The sequence below is a fragment of the Hydrogenophaga sp. OTU3427 genome (genome assembly GCF_038440225.1).
Classification (GTDB): Bacteria; Pseudomonadota; Gammaproteobacteria; order Burkholderiales; family Burkholderiaceae_C; genus Hydrogenophaga.
This window is the reverse complement of the sequence record NZ_JASATI010000023.1, coordinates 18,424-38,943: the sequence shown is the minus strand read 5'-3', so window position 1 is coordinate 38,943 and position 20,520 is coordinate 18,424. Positions and strand designations below refer to the sequence as shown.

At 68.7% G+C, this 20,520-nt stretch carries 13 protein-coding genes and 1 pseudogene; 1 reads left to right on the top strand and 13 read right to left on the bottom strand.

Translation table 11 applies throughout. The features are described 5' to 3' along the window. The 6 genes from AAHB17_RS14340 to gshA all read right to left on the bottom strand — a co-directional run bounded on the left by AAHB17_RS14340 (window position 1) and on the right by gshA (window position 7,290). Window positions 1-867, bottom strand: a complete 867-nt coding sequence (locus AAHB17_RS14340; RefSeq protein ID WP_342131307.1) for a MinD/ParA family protein — start codon at window positions 865-867, stop codon at window positions 1-3. A gap of 9 nt (window positions 868-876) precedes the next feature. After that, a complete protein-coding gene (locus AAHB17_RS14335; protein ID WP_342131306.1) occupies window positions 877-1,611 on the bottom strand; it encodes a GGDEF domain-containing protein in 735 nt (244 codons plus the stop codon). Window positions 1,612-1,671: 60 nt separating this feature from the next. Beyond that, window positions 1,672-2,616 (bottom strand): glutathione synthase, encoded by a 945-nt coding sequence (gene gshB, locus AAHB17_RS14330; RefSeq protein ID WP_342131305.1) that lies wholly within the window; start codon window positions 2,614-2,616, stop codon window positions 1,672-1,674. Then, entirely contained in the window at window positions 2,613-3,797 is a 1,185-nt protein-coding gene (locus AAHB17_RS14325) for a benzoate/H(+) symporter BenE family transporter (protein ID WP_342131304.1), read from the bottom strand. The genes gshB and AAHB17_RS14325 overlap by 4 nt, the downstream gene beginning before the upstream one ends. 169 nt (window positions 3,798-3,966) lie before the next feature. After that, window positions 3,967-5,835 carry a potassium transporter Kup gene (locus AAHB17_RS14320; RefSeq protein ID WP_342131303.1) on the bottom strand — a complete coding sequence of 623 codons (1,869 nt, stop codon included), beginning with the start codon at window positions 5,833-5,835 and terminating at the stop codon, window positions 3,967-3,969. Window positions 5,836-5,997: 162 nt separating this feature from the next. Continuing rightward, window positions 5,998-7,290 carry a glutamate--cysteine ligase gene (gene gshA / locus AAHB17_RS14315; protein WP_342131302.1) on the bottom strand — a complete coding sequence of 431 codons (1,293 nt, stop codon included), beginning with the start codon at window positions 7,288-7,290 and terminating at the stop codon, window positions 5,998-6,000. Window positions 7,291-7,397: 107 nt separating this feature from the next. On the opposite strand from gshA, the gene AAHB17_RS14310 reads away from it, so the two are divergent. Beyond that, window positions 7,398-8,576, top strand: coding sequence for an MFS transporter (locus tag AAHB17_RS14310; protein WP_342131301.1), 1,179 nt, complete (start codon window positions 7,398-7,400; stop codon window positions 8,574-8,576). Between the two features lie 24 nt (window positions 8,577-8,600). On the opposite strand, the gene AAHB17_RS14305 is transcribed toward AAHB17_RS14310, so the two are convergent. The 7 genes and pseudogenes from AAHB17_RS14305 to AAHB17_RS14280 form a co-directional block, all read right to left on the bottom strand. Beyond that, window positions 8,601-10,715, bottom strand: coding sequence for a putative bifunctional diguanylate cyclase/phosphodiesterase (locus AAHB17_RS14305; RefSeq protein WP_342131299.1), 2,115 nt, complete (start codon window positions 10,713-10,715; stop codon window positions 8,601-8,603). 2 nt (window positions 10,716-10,717) lie between these two features. Beyond that, window positions 10,718-11,449 carry a substrate-binding periplasmic protein gene (locus AAHB17_RS14300; RefSeq protein ID WP_342131298.1) on the bottom strand — a complete coding sequence of 244 codons (732 nt, stop codon included), beginning with the start codon at window positions 11,447-11,449 and terminating at the stop codon, window positions 10,718-10,720. Window positions 11,450-11,494: 45 nt separating this feature from the next. Continuing rightward, entirely contained in the window at window positions 11,495-12,340 is an 846-nt protein-coding gene (locus AAHB17_RS14295; RefSeq protein WP_342131297.1) for an alpha/beta hydrolase, read from the bottom strand. 222 nt (window positions 12,341-12,562) lie between these two features. After that, on the bottom strand, window positions 12,563-14,059 hold the full coding sequence (locus AAHB17_RS14290; protein WP_342131296.1) for a M20 family metallopeptidase: 1,497 nt from the start codon (window positions 14,057-14,059) through the stop codon (window positions 12,563-12,565). 40 nt (window positions 14,060-14,099) lie between these two features. After that, entirely contained in the window at window positions 14,100-16,160 is a 2,061-nt protein-coding gene (locus AAHB17_RS24760; RefSeq protein WP_446719602.1) for a putative bifunctional diguanylate cyclase/phosphodiesterase, read from the bottom strand. Next, window positions 16,161-18,461: pseudogene (locus AAHB17_RS24755) on the bottom strand (PAS domain S-box protein); the annotation flags it as partial. It lies immediately after the preceding gene. A gap of 194 nt (window positions 18,462-18,655) precedes the next feature. Continuing rightward, the gene (locus AAHB17_RS14280) at window positions 18,656-20,467 is read right to left on the bottom strand and encodes a methyl-accepting chemotaxis protein (protein ID WP_342131294.1); all 1,812 of its coding nucleotides are present in this window, start codon (window positions 20,465-20,467) and stop codon (window positions 18,656-18,658) included. Between the last annotated feature and the right edge of the window lie 53 nt (window positions 20,468-20,520).

The following is a 20,520-nucleotide window of genomic DNA, read 5'->3' as shown; positions in this document are numbered from 1 at the left end:
TCAGGCCAGGTGGTGGCCCAGCACCGCTTCTTCGATGCGGCCGGCAATCTGCCCCAGGGCCAGCGCGGCCGGGCAGCCGGGCGCGTGCACCAGCAGCAGCTGGCGCCGCATGATGGCGTCCTTGACCGACTGGTCGGACGGCACGTCACCCATGTGAAGCAGCTTGATGGCCTGGCCCGGCTGGGCGTTCGGGCCATTGGACAGGAAGCGGTTGAGCACCTGCTGCAGCTGGGCGGTGATGTTGCGCCCGTCGCCGGGGCGGGTGGCCTGGTTGACCACCAGGCGGACCTGCTGACGCCCCTGCTGCATGGCCAGCACCTTGATGGTGGCGTAGGCATCGGTCAGCGAGGTGGGCTCGGGCGTGGCCACCATCAGCACCTCGGTGGCCAGGGAGACGGCGAACAGCACCACGTCGGAGATGCCGGCGCCGGTGTCGAGCAGCACCACGTCGTAACGCGGCACGATGGTCTGCATGACCTTCATGAAGTCGTCGCGCACCTCGGGCGTGAGGCGCGAATACTCGACCATGCCGGAGCCGGCCAGCAGCACCGAAAAGCCGCCGGGGGCCTTCAGGATGGCGTCTTCCAGCGTCGCCTTGCCGGTGAAGACGTCGTGCAGCGTGATCTTGGGATAGAGGTTGAGCACGACGTCGAGGTTGGCCAGGCCAAGGTCGGCGTCGAGCACCAGCACCTTGTGGCCGCGCCGGGTCAACGCGGCCGCGAGGTTGGCCGAGAAGAAGGTCTTGCCCACCCCGCCCTTGCCGCTGGTCACGGCCATCACCTTGCCCTTGCCGTTGTAGGCGGGCAGGCCCGCCTGCGCGGCGGCCAGTGGGGAAGGAGGCGTGCTGTTCATGCTGGGTTGGTTCATTGTCGGGCCTCAGTCGGCACCATGGGACGGCACACCATCATCGTGCAACGGTTCGCCCAGGGACGAAAGGCCGAAAAGCAGGCTTTTTTCTTCCGCGCTGACCACGCTGTCGGGCTGCGGCTCCAGGCAGACACGGTTGCGGCCCTCGGCCTTGGCGCGGTAGAGCTGGGCGTCGGCACGTTCGATCCAGGCCGCGGCGGTGAAGCGCAGCCACTGCGGGGCATAGGCGCCACCAATGCTGACGGTGACCTGCAACGCCTCACCCGAATCGAGCACGATGGGCGTGGCGGCAATGCGATCGAGGATGCGCTCGGCCACCTGGGCGCCGAACACCGATTGGCAGCTGGGCAGGATGATGGCGAATTCCTCGCCGCCGAAACGCGCCACCGTGTCCATGGGGCGCACGCAGGCGGTCAGGCTGTGGGCCACCGAACGCAGGACCTGGTCGCCCGCCGGGTGCCCATGGCGGTCGTTGACCCGCTTGAAGTGGTCGATGTCCAGCATCAGCAGCAAGGCCATGTCGCCGGCCCGGCTGACGCGGTCGATCTCCTGGTCCAGCGCGGACAGGAAATGGCGGCGGTTGGACAGGCCGGTCAAGGGGTCCTTGAGCGACAACTCGCACAAGGCATCGATCAGCCGCTGCAGGTAGGCGGGGTCGTCGCTGCCTGCCGGGGTGGGCAGGGACTGGCCAGCCCGGGCCAGCAAGGCCTGGGCGTTGTCCAGATGCAGCGAGTTGAGCTTCACGGAAGGGTGGTGAACGAGCGTTGTTACAAATCAGTCTAGCACCGTCCGGACACGGTGGACTTACACCATCGCCGCTTCCAGCGCATCGACAAACAGGGCCGGCACGTCGCAGCCGGTCTGCTGCTGGATTTCCTGGAAACAGGTCGGGCTGGTGACGTTGATTTCTGTCACTTTGTCGCCGATCACGTCCACCCCCACCAGCAGAAGCCCCCGCGCCGCCAGCTGTGGGCCCAGCGCTTCGCCGATGGCGCGGTCGCGCTCGGTCAGCGGCCGTGCCACGCCCTTGCCGCCGGCGGCGAGGTTGCCACGCACCTCGTTGCCCTGCGGGATGCGCGCCAGGCAATACGGCACCGGCTTGCCACCGATGACCAGCAGGCGCTTGTCACCGTCCACGATCTCGGGCAGGTAGCGTTGCACCATGACGCTGGTGGCGCCGCCCTGGTTGAGCGTTTCGATGATGGCGCCCAGGTTCATGCCATCGGCCTTGACGCGGAAGATGCCCATGCCGCCCATGCCGTCCAGCGGCTTGAGGATGATGTCGCCGTGTTCGGCGTGGAAGGCGCGGATGTCGGCGTCGGCACGGGTCACCAGCGTGGGCGGCGCGAAGGCGGCGAACTCCATCAGGGCCAGCTTTTCGGGGTGGTCGCGCAGGGCGCGCGGGCTGTTGAACACCCGGGCACCCTCGCGCTCGGCCTGTTCCAGCAGGTGGGTGGCATAGAAGAACTCGCTGTCGAAGGGCGGGTCCTTGCGCATCAGGATGGCGTCGAAGTCCTTGAGCGCCATGGGGCGACTGTCCTGCGCTTCGAACCAGCGCCCGGCGTCGCCCGTCAGGCGCAGCGGCCGCACGCCGGCCGTGACCACGCCGCCGCTGCGCCAGCTCAGGTGCTGCGGCTCGCAGGCCGCCAGGCTGTGGCCGCGCTTCTGCAGCTCACGCATCATGACAAAGGTGGTGTCCTTGTAGATCTTGAAGGACTCGAGGGGGTCGGCAATGATGAGGATGTTCATGGTGTTTTCTGCTTCAGGCCGTACTGTTGCACAAACAGCGCCAGCACGCCGGCCACCACGCCCCAAAAGGCCGAGCCGACGCCGGCAATCACCACGCCGCTGAGCGTGACCAGGAAGGTGACCAGCGCGGCCTCGCGGTGGCGCTCGTCGGCCAGCGCGGTGTGCAGGCCACCGCCGATGCTGCCCAGCAGGGCGATGCCGGCGATGGCCATCACCAGCTCTTTGGGAAAGGCCAGCAGCAGGGCGGTGAAGGTGGCACCGAAGATGCCGATGCCGATGTAGATCAGACCGCAGGCGACGGCGGCCGTGTAGCGCTTGTGGCGGTCGGCGTGGGCCTCTTCGCCCATGCAGATGGCCGCGGTGATGGCACTCAGGTTGAGCGCGAAGGCCCCGAAGGGCGCGAGCACCAGGGTGACCACGCCGGTCAGCGTGATGATGCGCGAGATCGGCATGCGGTAACCGGCGCTGCGGATGGCGGCCACGCCGGGCAGGTTCTGCGAGGCCATGGTCACCACGAACAGCGGCAGCGCCAGGCTGACCATGGCCTGCAGGCTGAAGACGGGCGCGGTGAACACCGGACGCGCCAGCTCCAGCGACAGACCCTCGGTCCGGAGCCCGCCCGTGAAGGCCGCGTGCAGCACGCCCACGGCCAGGGTCAGCACCACCGCGTAGCGCGGCAGCAGGCGGCGCCCCACCAGGTAGGCCAGCAGCATCAGCAGCACCAGCGACAGCGCGGTCTGCGCCGCGCCAAAGGCCTGCAGGCCAAAACGCGCCAGCACGCCGGCCAGCAGCGCGGCCGCGATGGCCATGGGAATGCGGTTCATGACGCGCTCGAACCAGCCGGTGGCGCCCACCAGGATGATCAGGGCCGCGCAGGCCATGAAGGCGCCGATGGCCTCGCCCATGCCGAAGCCCCCGGCCAGGCCGGCCGTGGCCAGCACCGCCGCGCCGGGCGTGCTCCAGGCCACCATCACCGGCTGGCGCAAGATCAGCGAGGGCACGGCCGAACTCAGGCCCATGCCCAGGCCCAGCGCCCACATCCACGAGGTGATCTGCGCCGGCGTGGCGCCAAAGGCCTGCGCGGCCTGGAACACGATGGCGATGGAACTGGTGAAGCCCACCAGCACCGCCACAAAACCCGCTGTCGCCGAGGACAGGCTGACGTCTCTGAAAAATCGCATGGGGGGATTGTGCCCGGGGCAACGGTGCTCGCCGGTCCGCGGACCGGGGACACCGGGTGAGCGACTCCGCTCATGTCCCCCGGGCGCTGCGCGCCCTCCGCCTTCACTTCGCTGCGTCGCTCACCCGGCGCCCCCAGCCCGCTGCGGATGGGCAGGCGGGGCGCAAGGTTTAGATTTCTATTTTTGAGCCCAGCTCGATCACCGCGTTGCTCGGCAAATTGAGGAAGTCCGCCGCCGCGCCGGCGTTGCGGTGCATCTGCGCGAACAGCTTTTCGCGCCAGGGCGCCATGCCGCTGCCGATGGTGGGGATCACGGTGTCGCGCGACAGGAAGTAGCTGGTGGTCATGTCCTCGACGTCGCAGCCGCGCCCGCGCAACAGCTGCAAGGCCTTGGGCACGTCGGGGTCGTTTTTGAAACCGTAGTGGATGACAACCTGCCAGCAGTCGTGGCCCAGCGACTCGATCTCCAGCCGGCGGTCCAGCCCGATCCAGGGCCGCTCGTGGTGGCGCACGGTGACGAACAGGTTCTGCTGGTGCAGCACCTTGTTGTGCTTGAGGTTGTGCAGCAGCGCGTTGGGCACCGAACCCCGCTCGGCCGTCAGGAACACCGCCGTGCCCTCGACCCGCAGCGGCGGGCTCACGAACACCGCGTCGAGGAAACTCGACAGCTCGATGGCCTCGGCCTGGTGCGCCTTGGACAACAGGTGGCGCCCCTGTTTCCAGGTCATCATCAGCGCGAACACCACCCCGCCGATCATCAGCGGGAACCAGCCACCGGCCAGCAGCTTGAGCAGGTTGGAGGAGAAGAACATCAGGTCCACCACGAAGAACCAGCCGGTGGCGGCGATGCACAGCCAGAGCGGGTATTTCCAGCCGTAGCGGATGACGAAGAAGGTCAGCACGGTGGTGATCAGCATGTCCAGCGTGACCGCGATGCCGTAGGCCGCGGCCAGGTTGCTGGAGGACTTGAACATCACCACGGCCAGCACGATGGCCACGAACAGGCCCCAGTTGACGAAGGGGATGTAGATCTGCCCGGTGTCGCGCACGCTGGTGTGCTGCAGGTTCAGGCGCGGCAGGTAGCCCAGCTGCACCGCCTGCTTGGTGACGCTGAAGGCACCCGAGATCAGGGCCTGGGAGGCGATCACCGTGGCCATGGTGGCCAGGCACACCAGGGGCACCAGGGCCCACTCGGGCGCGAGGTTGAAGAAGGGGTTCTTGACCGCCTCGGGGTCTTCGAGCAGCAAGGCGCCCTGGCCGAAGTAGTTGAGCGTCAGGCAGGGCATGACGACGCTGAACCAGGCCAGCCGGATGGGCTTCTTGCCGAAGTGGCCCATGTCCGCGTAGAGCGCCTCGCCGCCGGTGACACACAGGACCACCGCCCCCAGGATGATGAACGTGGTGCCCGGCTGCTGCCACATGAAGCGCAGCGCATGGTGGGGGCTGAGCGCGCTCAGGATCTCGGGATGGCCAACGATGTGGGACACGCCCAGGGCCGCGATGGCCGCGAACCACACCAACATGATGGGGCCGAACAGCTTGCCGATGCCGCCGGTACCGCGCTTTTGCACCACGAAGAGCAGGAACAGCACCACCAGCGTGACCGGGATCACGTACTGCTTGAAGGCGGGGGAGACCACCTCCAGGCCCTCCACCGCCGACAACACCGAGATCGCGGGCGTGATGACGCCGTCGCCATAGAACAGCGATGCACCGAAGATGCCGATCACCAGCAGCACCTTGCGCAGTTCGGGCTTGTCCTTCACCGCCTGCGAGGCCAGCGCCAGCATGGCGATCAGGCCGCCCTCGCCCGCGTTGTCGGCGCGCAGCACCAGCACCACGTACTTGAGGGAAACGATGACGGTCAGCGTCCAGAACAGGATGGACAGGACACCGTAGACGTTCTCGTGGGTGAAGGGCACATGGCCCGAACCGAAGACCTCTTTGACGGCGTAGAGCACGCTGGTGCCGATATCGCCGTAGACCACGCCGATGGCGCCAACGGTGAGCGCTCCCAGGGACGATTTGGATGCTGACACAAATGACCGGCGTCGGCTCGGTGCCGCGCGCCGTGTTGATACAAGGTGGCCGATTCTGCGCCCGCCCACCCCGGCCTGCCAACCGGGTATGGCGTCTAAACCACAGAAAAAGGGTCAACAATGTTGCGCCGCAACAACCGAGCCGCGGCGGCGGCGTCTCCGTCAGTCGTAGGTTTCCGCGTCCGGGTCTGTGGCTTCCAGCTCGTAGCTGGCCGCCAGCATGGCCAGACGGCCGATGACGCCATACATGTAGAAACGGTTGGGCGCGCTGGCGCCGGGCTTCTGGCCGGGCTGCGGCATGTGGGCGCTTTTCTCGAAGGCCAGCGGCACAAAACGCGCGCCCGGGGCGCAGAGGCTCTCGCCGTCGCCGCGTTCGGCGTGCACCCGGTAGAAACCGCCGACCACATAGCGGTCCATCATGTAGACCACCGGCTCGGCCACGGCGTCGTTGATGCGCTCGTGGGTCAGCACGCCTTCCTGGATGATCACGTCGCTGGCGGGCGCGGCGCCGCCGGCGGCGGCCAGTTTCTGCTGCGTCGCGAGCGCCAGCGCGTCGAGGTCCTTGACGTCGCGCACCGTCATGAGGCCGAAGCCCTGGTGGCTGTTGTCCGCCTTGACCACCACGAAGGGCTTTTCGTTGATGCCGTATTCCTTGTACTTGCGCTTGATCTTGGTCAGCAGCGCGTCGACGTTGCTGCGCAGGCACTCCATGCCGGTGCCCTGGGCGAAGTCGACCTCGCCGCACTGGTTGTACATGGGGTTGATCAGCCAGGGATCCATGCCCAGCAGCTTGCCGAAGCGCTTGGACACCTCTTCATAGGCCTTGAAGTGGTGGCTGCGCCGGCGGGTGGCCCAGCCCGCGTGCAGGGGCGGCAGCAGGTACTGTTCGTGCAAATCCTCCAGGATGCCAGGCACGCCGGCGCGCAGGTCGTTGTTGAGCAGGATGGTGCACGGATCGAAATTCTTCAGTCCCAGGCGGCGCTTGCTGCGGATCAGCGGCTCCAGCGTGACCTTCTCGCCGCCGGGCAGCTCGATGGTGGTGGGCTCCTTGATGTCGTTGGACAGGGAGCCCAGCCGGACGTTGAGCCCGGCCATGTAGAACAGTCGCTGCAGCTGCGCCAGGTTGCTCAGGTAGAAGGTGTCGCGCCGGTTTTCCGGCACCAGCAGCAGGTTCTTGGCCTCGGGGCAGATCTTCTCGATCGCGGCCATGGCGGCCTGCACCGCCAGTGGCAACATCTCGGCGGTCAGGTGGTTCCAGCCACCTGGGAACAGGCGGGTGTCGACCGGGGCCAGCTTGAAGCCGGCGTTGCGGACATCGACCGAGCTGTAGAAGGGGGGCGTGTGCTCCATCCACTCCAACCGGAACCAGCGTTCGATCACCGGGGTGGACTCGAGGATGCGCTGCTCCAGCTCGTTGATGGGGCCGGTCAGGGCGGTGACGAGGTGCGGAACCATGGGTGGGCCTTGGTGGCGAAAGATGTGGCGATTCTAGGGATCGCTGCACATGGGGGCATCGCGACCAAACACAAGGCGGCGATCGCATGAGATATAAACAAAGACTTATGAACAAGAACCTCTGGCTGCTGGCCGCCGCACAAGGCCTGTTCCTGACCAACAACGTGGTGTTCATCGCCATCAATGGTCTGGTCGGGCTGGCGCTGGCGCCGCTGGGCTGGATGGCGACGCTGCCGGTCATGGGCTATGTGGTGGGTGGCGCGCTGTCCACCGGTCTGGTGGCCAAGACGCAGTCGCGCTGGGGCCGCAAGGTCTCGTTCCAGCTCGGCCTGCTGGTGGCGCTGGTGTCGGCCCTGCTGTGCGCCTGGGCCGTCATGCACACCCAGTTCTGGCTGCTGGTGGCCAGCACCGTGCTGGCCGGCTACTACAGCGCCAACGGCCAGCTCTACCGCTTTGCGGCCGCCGAACTGGCGGCCCCGGCATTCCGTGAGAAGGCCGTCTCGCTGGTGATGGCCGGTGGCCTGATCGGCGCGGTGCTGGGCCCCAACCTGGCCAGCCGCACCCAGGACGCCCTGGCCGTGCCCTTTGCCGGCGCCTACCTGTCGCTGGCGCTGGTGGCCCTGCTGTCCATGGGACTGATGGCCGTGCTGCGTTTCCCGCCCGTGCCGCCCAAGGTGGTGGGGGCCTCCGGTGGGCGCCCGCTGGGCGAGATCATGCGCCAGCCGGCCTTCATCGTCGCCGCCGCCGGCGCGGCCCTGGGCTACGGCGTGATGAACCTGCTGATGGCGGCCACGCCACTGGCCATGCAGGTCTGTGGCTACGCCTTCAAGGACGCGGCCCTGGTGCTGGAGTGGCACGTGATCGGCATGTTCGCGCCGGGTTTCTTCACCGGCCACCTGATCAAGCGTTTCGGCACCCTGCCCATCATGGGCGTGGGCGTGCTGCTCAACGGAGCCTGCATCGCGGTGGCGCTGTCGGGCGTCGACCTGCACCAGTTCCTGATCGCGCTGTTCCTGCTCGGCGTCGGCTGGAACTTCCTCTTCACCGGCAGCACCACGCTGGCCATGACCGCCTACCGGCCCGAGGAAAAGGACCGCGCCCAGGCGGCCATCAACTTCTGCGTCTTCGCCACCATGGCCTTCACCGCCTTCGCCTCCGGTGCGCTGGTGACGACCCAGGGCTGGCAATGGCTCAACCTGGGCTCGCTGCTGCCGGTGGCGCTGACCGGCGCCGCCCTGCTGTGGCTGGCGTCGGTGCGCCGCCGGGCACCGCGCCCGGCGGCCTGAGCTGCCGCCGCGGTCCCGCGCCGATCAGGCCAACGGTACCTGCGCCAGATCGCCCATCCAGCGGGTCATGGCATCCGCGGCCATGGGGCGCGCGATGCCGTAGCCCTGCAGGTGGGTGCAGCCCTGTTCGCGCAGGAACACGCGCTGGACCTCGTCCTCCACGCCTTCGGCCGTGACCTCCATGCCCAGGGTGCGGGCCAGCCCGATGACGCCCTGCACGATGGCGCGGTCGTCGGCGTCGGTGCCGATGTCGCGCACGAAGCTGCGGTCGATCTTGAGTTGGTGCGGCCGCAGCCGCTTGAGGTAGCCCAGGCTGGAGTAGCCGGTGCCGAAGTCGTCGATGGCCAGCCTCACGCCCAGTTCGCGCAGGCGCTCGATGATGCGCAGCGAGGTGTCGCTGTCCGTCATCAGGGCGCTTTCGGTCAGCTCGATTTCCACCTCCTGCGGCGCCACGCCGTGCGCCGACAGCGCCGCGCGCAAGCTGTCGACCAGGCGGTGGTCACGGAATTCGAGCGCGGACACATTCAGCGCCAGCACCCCGGGACGCAGCCCCATGGCCTTCCAGCGCGCCAACTGGGCACAGGCCTCGCCCCGCACCCACAGGCCGATCTCGGCGATCAGCCCCGACTCCTCGGCGATGGTGATGAACTCCCCCGGCGCCACCAGACCACGCTCGGGGTGGTGCCAGCGCAGCAGCGCCTCGCACCCCACCATGCGCCCGGTCTGGGCGTGCACCTGCGGCTGGTAGTGCAACTCGAATTCGTGCCGTTCAATGGCGTTCACCAGTTGCTGCTCGATCAGCACGCTGGCCTGGCGGCGGGTGTTGAACTCGGGCTGGAAGAAGCTGTAGCGGGCGCGGCCCATGGACTTGGCCTGGTACATGGCCACGTCGGCGTGCTTGACCAGGCTGTCGAAATCGGCCGCGTCGTCGGGAAACACCGCGATGCCCAGGCTGCCGGACACCCGGGTCGGCGTGGCGCCGAGCTGGACCGGGCGCGCCAGGGCCGTCAGCAGGCGCTCGCTGAGCGTGGCCAGTTCTTCCCAACCGGCCACGTCGCGCGCCATCACCATGAATTCATCACCGCTGAGGCGGCACACCACGTCGGCCTCGCGCAGCGTGCCACGCAGGCGGTGGGCGACCTCGACCAGCAGTTGGTCCCCCAGCGTATGGCCCAGCGCGTCGTTGATGGTCTTGAAGCGGTCGAGGTCGATGAACAGCAGGCCGAACTGCCGCCGCTCGCGCTGGGCGCGGCCGATCTCGTGCTCCACCAGTTCGCGGAAGAGGTTGCGGTTGGGCAGGCCAGTCAGCGCATCGTAGAGCGCCATGTGCTGCAGCTGCCGGTTCTTGTCCTCCAGCGCACCGAAGGCATCGTTGAGCTGCTGCTGCACCTCGTGCAGCAGGCGGCCGAGCTGGCCCAGCTCGTCGCGGCGCCGCCGTTCCAGCGGCATGGGCTGGAGGGTGTCGCGCGCGGCCAGCGCGCTGGCCTGGGCCTTGAGCCGCTCCACCGGCCGGGCCACCCGGCGCGTCAGGAAGATGCTCAGCACCAGCAGGCTGCCCAGCATCTGCAGCAGGACCAGGGCCAGCAGCTGCAACCGGCCCTGGCGCAGCGCGGGCGGCTCGTTGTCGATGTCAAACCAGACGCGCAAGCTGCCCAGGGGCAGGCCTTCGCGCCAGATCTCCTCGCGCCGCTCCACCACGCCTGGCACCTCTTCGCCCCGCAGCATCGACTCGAACCGCGGGTGACGACCCATTTCGATGGGTCGGCCGTCGGGCCGCTGCTCCTGCACCTGCACGCCCAGCACCGACGGGTTGTCGAGCAAGCGGCGCCCCACGGCCTCGATCGCGGGCGTGTCGATGGCCCACATCGGGTCGACCAGCGAAGCGGCTCCCACGACCATGATGGCCTGCATGGATTCGGCCACCAGGGACTGGTGCTGGCTTTCAGCGATGCGTTGCCCCACCACCAGCAACAGCGCGGCCGGCGCGATCAAGGTCAGGCTGAGCACCCACAAGAGGCTGGCCCGCAGGCTCAGTCCGGCCCACCAGTGGGCCAACCACCGCGTCAGGCGCCCCCAGCGCCCCTCTGACGCGGGCACTGCGGCCTCCTGCAGCGCTTCATCGGCGGGGTGTCCGGCCATTGTCAGCGCGCCGGCGACGGCCGGGGCAGCGCCTCATCGACACGGCGCAGCAGCTCGGCGGGCACACTGTGGTTGCAGTACAGGTGGCGCTCCAGGCCCGGGCCGACATCGGCAAACTGGACCAGGCGCAACGAGCCGGGCGGGTGTTGCGCCATCAGCAGCTGGCCTTCCTCGGGCGCGACGATCATCCATTCGGCGCGCTGGGCCAGCAACATGCGCACCAGTTGCGGGGGCTCGTTGCCGGTGCTCACCCGCTTGACCGGCAGCGTCTGCAGCCAGCGGTCGATCTGGGCACCGTAGGAAAACCCTTCCTTGGTCAGGAGCGTGAGGCGCCGCGCCTCCAGGGTCTTGGCCATGGACGCGCCATCGGCGAGCTCGACCTCCGCGCGCACCAGTCCGGCCATGGGCAGGTCGCGGTAGATGGGCCGCGAAAAACGGCCCAAGGCCTCGCGCTCGGGGTTGCGGAACCAGCCGACGCCACACACCGGCGCATCGCCGGTCTGCACCAGCAGCATGTGGCGCTGGCTGGGCATGATCTCCCAACGGTGGGCCACACCGGCCCTTTGCAACGCCTGGTTCAGTGGCGTGGCCAGCAGCCCCTCCACCGTGCCGTCGGGGCGCAGCGCGGTGTAGGGCGGGCGCTCCTGGTAGAGCAGGCGCAGCGGCTCCGCCGGCGTGCCGACCCCCGCCGCCCACGCGCCGCGACCCACCGCCAGCGCGAACAGACAGCCCATCCATACACCATGCCAACGTACACCCATACGTCCATTGTGCATGGCTCAAAAACACTGGTCCAGCCAGTGCTCCAGGGTATCGAACACCGGCGCGGCGTCCAGCTCGTTGAACAGCTCGTGGTAAAGGCCCTCGAAGCAGCGGCTGCTGAGCCATTCGGCCGGCGCGGCGACCGCAAAAGCCCGGCTGCCGGCCGGGTTCACCAGCGCGTCGGCACCAGCGTAGAGCAGCAGCGTCGGGGTGGTCCAGCGCGGCGCCGCAGCCAGCGTGCGGGCGCTTTCGCGTTCGATGAAGCGGGCCAGGCGGGCGCTGATGCGGTCGTGGTTGCGCCGGTCGGCCCGGTAGCGCCGCACCACCTCGGGGTCGTGCGACAACCGGCTGGCGTCCAGCCCGTTGCGCAGCGTCAGGTTGGGGGCCAGCCGGTAGAGCAGTCCGATCAGGGCTTTCTGCCAACGCCGCAGGCCGGGGTCCAGCGCGGGCGAGGACAACACCAGCCCTTCAATGGGGCGCAGGCGTTCGGCCACAAAACGCGCGGCCACCAGACCGCCCATGCTGTGGCCCAGCAGCACCAGGGGGCAGGCGCGGGGGTTGCAGCAGGTCTCGCGGGTGTCGTCCAGCACCTCCGCCAGGTCGACCAGCAGGGCGTGGTCGGTCGGCAGCACGCCACGCGCGCCACCGGACTCGCCATGGCCACGCTGATCGTAGGAGCGCACCTGGAAGCCCCAGGCGTTGAGCCGGCGCGCCACATGGTCGTAGCGCCAGGCGTGTTCACCGATGCCGTGCACGATCAGCACCACCGCGCGCGGGCGCTGCGCCGGGTGCAGCGGCCAGTCGTAGACCGCGAGGTTCTCGCCGTCACGCAGGGTGAAGGGGGCCTGGGAAGTGCTGGTCATGCGGCAGACAGCGCCGCCAGCGTGCCACCCGCCCCGCATGAGGCAGCCCAGCCGGGGATGCCGCCGATCTGGCTCTGCCAGTCGGCTGGCATCGCCCCCTGGGGGGCTGAGGGCTGCGGCTCCAAGCCTGCCTGCGCAGGCTTGGACAGCCCGAAGAGGCACCGACTCTGGCGGTGACGCGGCCTGCAAGGCACGCCGCAGGCGGCGCAGGGGGTGCCCATTTCAAGGCATGCGCGCGATCACCTGGGCCACGGCCGAGGTCAGGCGGCGCGCGTAGTCCAGGTGCAGGAACTCGTTGGGTCCGTGGGCGTTGCTCTTGGGGCCCAGCACGCCGCAGACCATCATCTGCGCGGTGGGGAAACCCTGGCTCAGCATGTTCATCAGCGGGATGGTGCCACCCTGGCCGATGGTGCCGTAGCCGGCGCCGTAGCTGGCCTGCGAGGCATCGCGCAGGGCCTGGTCGAACCAGGGCGCGGTGCTGGGCGCGTTCCACCCGGTGGCGCCCCCCTCGGTCTCGAAGGTCACCTTGGCCTGGTAAGGCGCGTTGTCCTCCAGCAAGGCCTTGAGCTGCTGCACCGCCGTGGGCGCATCCACCAGGGGCGGCAGGCGCAGGCTGAGCTTGAAGGCGGTGTAGGGCCTCAGCACGTTGCCGGCGTTCTTGAGCTCGGGAAAGCCATCGGCCCCGGTGACCGACAGCGTCGGGCGCCAGGTGCGGTTGAGCAGGGCCTCCACCGGGTCGGTGGTGGTGGGCAGGGCAAAGACGCTGCTGCCGCCGCAGTCGTGGTGGGCCCAGGGGAAACGCTTGTAGACCTCGTCGCCCAGGATGGCGGCCGTGGCGCGCGCCTGGTCCACCCGTTCGGTCGGGATCTCGCAGTGGAATATCTCGGGCAGCAGGCGGCCGGTGGCGCTGTCCTCCAGGCGATCCAGCACCTGGCGCATGATGCGGAAACTCGACGGCACCAGGCCCGAGGCGTCGCCCGAGTGGATGCCCTCGGTCAGCACCTGCACCTTGAGCACCCCGCTGGCCATGCCCCGCAGGCTGGTGGTCAGCCAGAGCTGGTCGTAATTGCCAGCGCCGCTGTCCAGACAGATCACCAGGCCCACATCGCCCAGCCGCGAGCGCAGCGCGTCCACATAGGGCAGCAGGTCGTGCGAGCCGCTTTCCTCGCAGGTTTCGATCAGGCCGACGATGCGCGGGTGGGCCACACCCTGGGCCTTCAGGGCCTGCACCGCCGCGATGCTGGCGTAGACCGCGTAGCCGTCGTCGGCGCCGCCACGGCCATAGAGCTTGCCGTCGTCGATCTTGGGCGTCCAGGGGCCCAGGTCAGAACGCCAGCCGGTGAATTCGGGCTGCTTGTCCAGGTGGCCGTACATCAGCACCGACTGGCCCGAGCTGGGCGCCGGCGTGCCGTCGTTGCCAGCGCTGGCGGGCAGCTCGAAGAACATCACCGGCGTGCGTTCGCGGCCGTGGGCGTCCTTCAGGCGCACGATTTCCAGCGTCAGGCCTTCAACCTTCTGCTCAAGCACCCAGTCGGCGGCGCGCTGCAGCACCCGGTCGAGGTGGCCGTGTGCGGCCCAGTCGGCGTCGAAAGACGGCGACTTGGCCGGGATCTCGATGTAGGACTTGAGCTCGGGCACGATGCGCTGCGACCAGCTGTCGCTGACATGGGACAGCAGGGCATCGGTGTCGGTGGCGGACAAGGGCACGCGGGCGTTCATGGCATCTCCTGACATCGGCCATGGCGGCCGGACCCAACCATTATTCCAAAGGCGCGGGCCGCCCGAACAGGTAGCCCTGGAAGGCCTTGCAACCCATGTCCCGCAGCACCTGGCGCTGGCCCTCGGTCTCCACGCCCTCGGCCACCACGTCCAGGTCCAGGCTTTGCGCCAGCTGCAGGATGGTGCGCGCGATGGCCGCGTCGTTGGGGTCGGTCAGCAGGTCGCGCACGAAGGACTGGTCGATCTTGAGCTGCGACAGCGGCAGGCGCTTGAGGTAGCTCAGGGACGAGTAGCCGGTGCCGAAATCGTCGAGCGCGAAACAGATGCCCCGGTCGGCCAGCTGCTGCATCTTGAGGATGGTCTCCTCGATGTCGTGCAGCAGCAGGCTTTCGGTCAGCTCCAGCTTGAGCCGCCCGGCCACCGCGCCGCTGCGCTCGATCACCGCCAGCAGGTCGGGCACGAAGTCGTTGTGCCGCAGCTGCCGCGCGCTGAGGTTGACCGCCAGCGTCAGGTGGGCGCGCGTTGGGTCGGCGGCCCAGCGGGCCAGCTGTTCGCAGGCCGCACCCAGCACCCACTGGCCAATGGGCAGGATCAGGCCGGTCTGCTCGGCCACCGGGATGAATTCGGCCGGCGACACCATGCCCCGCTCCGGATGGCGCCAGCGCACCAGCGCCTCGTAGCCGGTGACGCGCTGCTCGGCGTCGACCACCGGCTGGTAGTACAGCACCAGCTCGCCCACCGCCACCGCCTGGCGCAGGTCGCGCTCCAGCGCGGAGCGGGCCATCACCACGGCCTGCATGTTGGGGTCGAAGAAGCGCACCGTGTTGCGGCCCGCCGACTTGGACTGGTACATGGCCAGGTCGGCGCGCTTGAGGATGTCCTCGATGCGCTCGTTGTGGTCGCGGAAAAGGGTCAGGCCGATGCTGGGCGTGTTGTGGTGCTGCGCGCCCAGCAGCCGGTAGGGCTGGTTGAGCACGCTCAGTATCTTCTGGCCGATGTTGTTGGCGTACAGCGCGGCGGCGTCGGCCTCCATCCCCAGTTGCTCGAACAGGACCACGAACTCGTCGCCCCCCAGGCGGGCCACGGTGTCCTGTTCGCGCACCACCTGCTGCAGCCGCTCGCCCACCTGGCGCAGCAGCTCGTCGCCGGTGTCGTGGCCCAGGGTGTCGTTGAGGTCCTTGAAGTTGTCGAGGTCGATGAAACACACCGCGGCCCACTGGCCGCTGCGCACGCTGTTCGCCTGGGCCTGTTCCAGCCGGTCCTGGAACAGGCGCCGGTTGCACAGGTGGGTCAGCGGATCGTAGAAGGCCAGGCGCTCGATCTGCGCCTCGGCCTGCTTGCGCTCGGTGATGTCGCGCGCCACGCCCAGCACGCCCATGGGGTGGCCACTGTGGTCGTGCACCGCGCGCTTGACGACCTCGAACACGCGGTTGGCGCCCAGCACCTGGTCGCTTTCCTCGTACACCAGCGGCGCGGTGGACCGCAGGGCGCGCAAGTCCGTTTCGCGGTAGGCCCTGGCCTCTTCGGCCGGCACCAGTTCGAAGTCGGTCTTGCCCAGCATCCATTCGACGGTGGTGCCATAGACCCGGGCCTTGCCGGGGTTGCACAACACGTAGCGGCCTTCGGTGTCCTTGAACCAGACGCAGTCGGGAATGGCTTCGAAAAACGCGCTCAGACTGGCCTCACTCTGCTCCAGGCGCTGCTCCAGGCGCTTGCGCGCGCTGATGTCGGTGAGCGTGCCGGAGACGCGGATCGCGCGCTGGTTCTCGTCACGCACGATGAAGCCACGGTCCAGCACGGTGAGCACGCTGCCGTCGCGGTGCAACATGCGGAACTCCAGCTCGAAGCTGCGGCGGTCCTCGGTCAGGGCCTCGGCGATCTCGGTGTCCACCCGCAAGGCGTCGTGGGGATGGATGAACTCGGTCCAAAGCGCGTTGCCGGGCGGACGCTCCTGGTTGCGCATGCCCAGCATGCCCCACCAGCGCGGTGAAAAGTAGACCTCGCCGGTCTCCAGGTTCCAGTCCCAGGCGCCGTCGTTGGAGCCTTGCAGCATGAGCTGCAGGCGCTCCTCGCCGCGCTTGAGCGCGCGCTGCGCCTCCACGTAGTCGGTCACGTCCGCGTAGGTCCGCACCCAGCCCCCGGACGGCAGGGCGCTGGTCTTGATCTCGAACACCTGGCCCTCCGGCCCTTCGCGCAGGTACTGTCCGGGCGCGACCAGCTGCTCGCCGGTGACGTGGCCGTACACACGGGAGACGTCCTGGCGCGACATGCCCTTGGGGAAGGCACCGAGCTGGTACTGATGATCGACGATCTCGTTGAGCGTGGGCTTGTGCGCCATCAGCGAGGCGGGCAGGCCCATGAGGTCGAGAAAACGCTGGTTGTGGAACACCGCGCGGCCCAACACGTCGTACATCACCACGCCCTGGCTCAGGCTGCCCAGCGTGACCTCCAGCAGATCGGTGCGCCCCGCCAGCAACACGTTGGCCTCGCGCAACTGCTGGTCCACCTGCACCCGCTCGGTGACGTCGCTGGTGAAGCCGTACCAGACCACCGCGCCATCGGGCTGCAGCTCCGGCCGCGCGCGGGTGCTGTGCCAGCGCAGGCCGGCGCCAGGCAGGCACACCCGGTAGTCCATCTCCCACGCGGTCAGCTCGCGGGCGGACTGGGCAGCCCGCTCGATCATGCGCTGGCGGTCGTCGGTGTGGACGCGTGAAAAGAAGGGGCCGGCCGCCTGCTCGGTGTCGGTGGGCTCGATCTCGAACAGCTCGCGCACGGCGGAGCTGACAAAGGGGAAGGTGAAGCGGCCGTCGGCCGCACGCCGCATCTGGAACACCATGCCGGGCACGTTGTCCGTCAGGCGCTGGCTGAAGGCCAGCCGGTCCAATGTGTCGCGCTCGGCCTGCTTGCGGTGGGTGATGTTGCGCCCCACGCCCCGGTAGCCACGGAACGCCCCCTGCGCGTCGAAGAAGGGCAGGCCGCTGATGGCCACCCAGAACTCGCGCCCGTTGCCATCGCGGCGCTGTATCTCCAGCCGCCGGAAGCCCTGGTGCGCCTGCAGCAGGGCGCGGTGCGCGGCCCAGTCGGCCTCGCCCATGTTCAGGGCCGGCAGCTCCCAGCGGCACTTGCCCAGGAAGATCTCGGCCAGTGGCGTGTCGGTGATGCCATGGCCTTCCATGCGGGTGTAGCGGAAATGTTCGTCCTGCTCCCAGTACCAGTCGGACGACAGCTCGGTCAGGCTGCGGAAGCGCTCCTCGCTGAGACGCACGGCTTCCTGCGCCCTCACGTGGTCGGTGAGGTCCGCGTAGGTGCGCACCCAGCTGCCATCGTCGAGCACGCGGGTGCTGATTTCCAGCGTGCGCCCGGCGGTCCCGCGCCGCACGAACACATGCTCGCGCAAGGCCGTCCGGTGGTGGTGCGCCAGGTCGCGCATGACCAGATCGGGGCCGTCATCGAGCGGGCCGACATCGCCACGCTGCTCCTGGAAGGCCCGCACGTCCAGTGCCTTCGGCGCGTTGGCCAACAGCGACTCGGGCAGGTCCAGCAGTTCCAGGTAGCGGCGGTTGTGGTAGCGCACGTGCCCGGCCGGATCGACCTGGGCCACACCGAAGCGGTTGTTTTCAAGCACCACCTGCAACAGGTCGTTGGCCGCCTTCAAGGCCTGCTCGGCCTGTTTGCGACCGGTGATGTCGCGGCCCACGCCACGGTAGCCCCGAAAACCGCCGTTGGCATCGAACATGGGCTCGCCCGATATCTCCAGCCACATGGCGCCGCCCCCGGGCATGGGACGGTGCACCTCCAGGTGGCGAAACGGCCGGTGCGCCTGCAGCAGGGCGCGGTGCGCGGCCCAGTCGACCTCGCTCATGTTGAGCGCGGGCACATCCCAGGGACTTCGACCCACGCTGTCCCGGTGGACAAAACGGCTCGGCACGTTGCCGTCGAAATGGGTGAAGCGGAAGTTCGGATCCATTTCCCAGAACCAGTCCGATGACAGCTCGGTCAGGCTGCGGTAGCGTTCTTCGCTGTCGCGCAACGCGCTGTCGATTTCGATCCGGTCGGTGATGTCGCGTTGCACCGACAGGAAATGGCTCACCTCGCCGTCGGCACCCCGGACCGGCACGATCTCCAGGTCGGCCCAATAGGGGCTGCCATCCCGGCGGTGGTAGACGATTTCCATCCGCACGGCCTGCCGGCGGGCCAGTTGCTCGCGCAGGCGCTGGACGAGTGCCGGATCGGTGGCCGGCCCGTGCAGGATGGTGGACAGCTGTCCCACCATTTCATCGCGCCGGTAGCCGGTGTGGCGCAGCATCGCCCGGTTGGCGAAGACGATGCGGTTGGGCTGCCCCTCGGGTGCCACCTCGGTGATCAGGACCAGGTCGCCCAGGAGGTCCAGGCTGTGCTCCATCCAGGCAAAAAAACGCCGCTGCATGGCCGTGCTGGCCGAGGACGCGCCCCGACCCGCCTCACCCGCACCGACCTCCCAGGACACGGGGAGTGCCTTCATCGGGGCCGCGCCCGCCAGGTCAGGCCCGCGTCCGCGTCGGTCTCCCAGCCTTGTGTTGCACCAGCGCCCATGCCGTGTCCCCGCCGGTCAATGGCCTAGAAGGTTTCCCACTCGCCGTCGTCCGCCGGCTTGGGCGCGGCGCGCACCGCCGCCTGCTGGGTCAGCAGCGGGGCGGCCTTGTCGGCGGGCGGCCGGGGTGCGGGCGCCGCACCGCCCAGGGCCTTGGCCGGCGCGGCGGCCTTGGGTTGCGGCAGTTTCTGGCCGGCCGGGGCCACCGGCTTGCGAGGCGCCGCTGCCGGCGCGGGGGCGGGCGGACGGGGTTTGGGCGCCGTCCGCAGGGGCGCCGCCGGGGCCGCGGCGCGGTCGCCCAGCTTGAACATGGACACCACCTCGGTCAGACGCTGGGCCTGCTCGCGCAGGCTTTCGGCGGCGGCCGTGCTTTCCTCCACCAGGGCGGCGTTTTGCTGCGTCATCTGGTCGAGCTGGTTGACGGCCACGTTGACCTGCCCGATGCCGTCGCTCTGTTCGCTGGACGCGGCGGTGATCTCGCTGATGATGTCGCTGACCCGCTGCACGCTCTGCACGATCTCCTGCATGGTGGCACCGGCGGTCTGCACCAGCGCGCTGCCCTCGCCCACTTTCTGCACGCTGGTGCCGATCAGGTCCTTGATCTCCTTGGCCGCCTGTGCGCTGCGCTGCGCCAGGTTGCGCACCTCGCCCGCCACCACCGCGAAGCCCCGGCCCTGCTCACCCGCGCGCGCGGCCTCCACCGCCGCGTTCAGTGCCAGGATGTTGGTCTGGAAGGCGATGCCGTCGATCACGCCAATGATGTCGGCGATCTTCTTGCTGCTGCCGGAGATGTCGTCCATGGTGGTGACCACCTGGCCCACCACCGCGCCGCCCTTTTGTGCCACCTGGGCGGCGTTACTGGCCAGCTGGTTGGCCTGGCGCGCGGCATCGGCGCTCTGGCGCACGGTGGCGGTCAGCTCCTCCATGCTGCTGGCGGTTTCCTCGAGGTTGCTGGCGGCCTGCTCGGTGCGGGCGCTCAGGTCCTGGTTGCCGCTGGCGATCTCGGCGCTGGCCGTTCCAATGCTGTCGGCGCTCTGGCGGATCTGCGAAACCGAACGCACCAGGGCGTCGCGCATCTCACCCAGCGCACGGAGCATGTCGCCCAGCTCGTCCCGGCGGTCGGTGCTGACGGTGACCATCAGGTCGCCCCCCGCGATCTGGCGCGCCACGCCCACCGCGCGCGACACCGGCTCGGTCACGCTGCGGGTGATCCGGTAGGCAGCGAACAGCCCCACGATCAGGGCCAGCAAGGCCGTCACGCTCAGATAGATCTCGAACGAGGTCAGGCCCGCATTGACCCGGTCGCCGAATTCGACGCTGAACTTCTCCTGCAGCTGCAGCAGGCTGAGCATGGTGCTCAGGTAGGCGTCGGCCGCCGGCAACAGCTTGCCCGTCAGCAGGACATCGGCACCGCCCTGGTCGCCCGCCTTGAGCGCCTTGAAGAAGTCGTTGCGCACGGCGATGTACTCGGCGCGGCGCTTGCCGATGTCGGCCAGCAAGGCTTTGCCCTCGGTCGACGTGATGGAGGCCTCCAGATCCTTCTGCAGCTCGTTGATGCGCTGCGTGGTCTGGGTGATCAGCGGCGCGAAATGGGCTTCGACGGCCGGGTCGTTGCGCGATTTGGCCAGCGCCATCACGCGGTTGATGTTGAGGCGGGTGCTCGCCACCCATTCGTCGACCAGGCCGACGCGGCGCGCGCGCTCGTTCGCTTCGGCGAATTGCGTCTTGGTCGTCTCCATGCTGGTCAGTCCCAGCACGACCAACACCGCCGTGAGCAGCATGACCAGGCCGAAACCCAGCGCCAGACGTGTCGCGATCTTCATGTTGGTGAGTTTCATGGTGTTTCCCTCGTTGTCTCTTCTGCTGCGGTTGCGCCGTGGCGTCGATGGTG

What these genes read in the sequence shown, in the direction of transcription:
- AAHB17_RS14340 (WP_342131307.1), bottom strand. Translation starts at nt 867, where the DNA reads ATGAACCAACCCAGCATGAACAGCACGCCTCCTTCCCCACTGGCCGCC.
- gshB (WP_342131305.1), bottom strand. Translation starts at nt 2,616, where the DNA reads ATGAACATCCTCATCATTGCCGACCCCCTCGAGTCCTTCAAGATCTAC.
- AAHB17_RS14325 (WP_342131304.1), bottom strand. Translation starts at nt 3,797, where the DNA reads ATGCGATTTTTCAGAGACGTCAGCCTGTCCTCGGCGACAGCGGGTTTT.
- gshA (WP_342131302.1), bottom strand. Translation starts at nt 7,290, where the DNA reads ATGGTTCCGCACCTCGTCACCGCCCTGACCGGCCCCATCAACGAGCTG.
- AAHB17_RS14310 (WP_342131301.1), top strand. Translation starts at nt 7,398, where the DNA reads ATGAACAAGAACCTCTGGCTGCTGGCCGCCGCACAAGGCCTGTTCCTG.
- AAHB17_RS14305 (WP_342131299.1), bottom strand. Translation starts at nt 10,715, where the DNA reads ATGGCCGGACACCCCGCCGATGAAGCGCTGCAGGAGGCCGCAGTGCCC.
- AAHB17_RS14300 (WP_342131298.1), bottom strand. Translation starts at nt 11,449, where the DNA reads ATGGGCTGTCTGTTCGCGCTGGCGGTGGGTCGCGGCGCGTGGGCGGCG.
- AAHB17_RS14295 (WP_342131297.1), bottom strand. Translation starts at nt 12,340, where the DNA reads ATGACCAGCACTTCCCAGGCCCCCTTCACCCTGCGTGACGGCGAGAAC.
- AAHB17_RS14290 (WP_342131296.1), bottom strand. Translation starts at nt 14,059, where the DNA reads ATGAACGCCCGCGTGCCCTTGTCCGCCACCGACACCGATGCCCTGCTG.
- AAHB17_RS14280 (WP_342131294.1), bottom strand. Translation starts at nt 20,467, where the DNA reads ATGAAACTCACCAACATGAAGATCGCGACACGTCTGGCGCTGGGTTTC.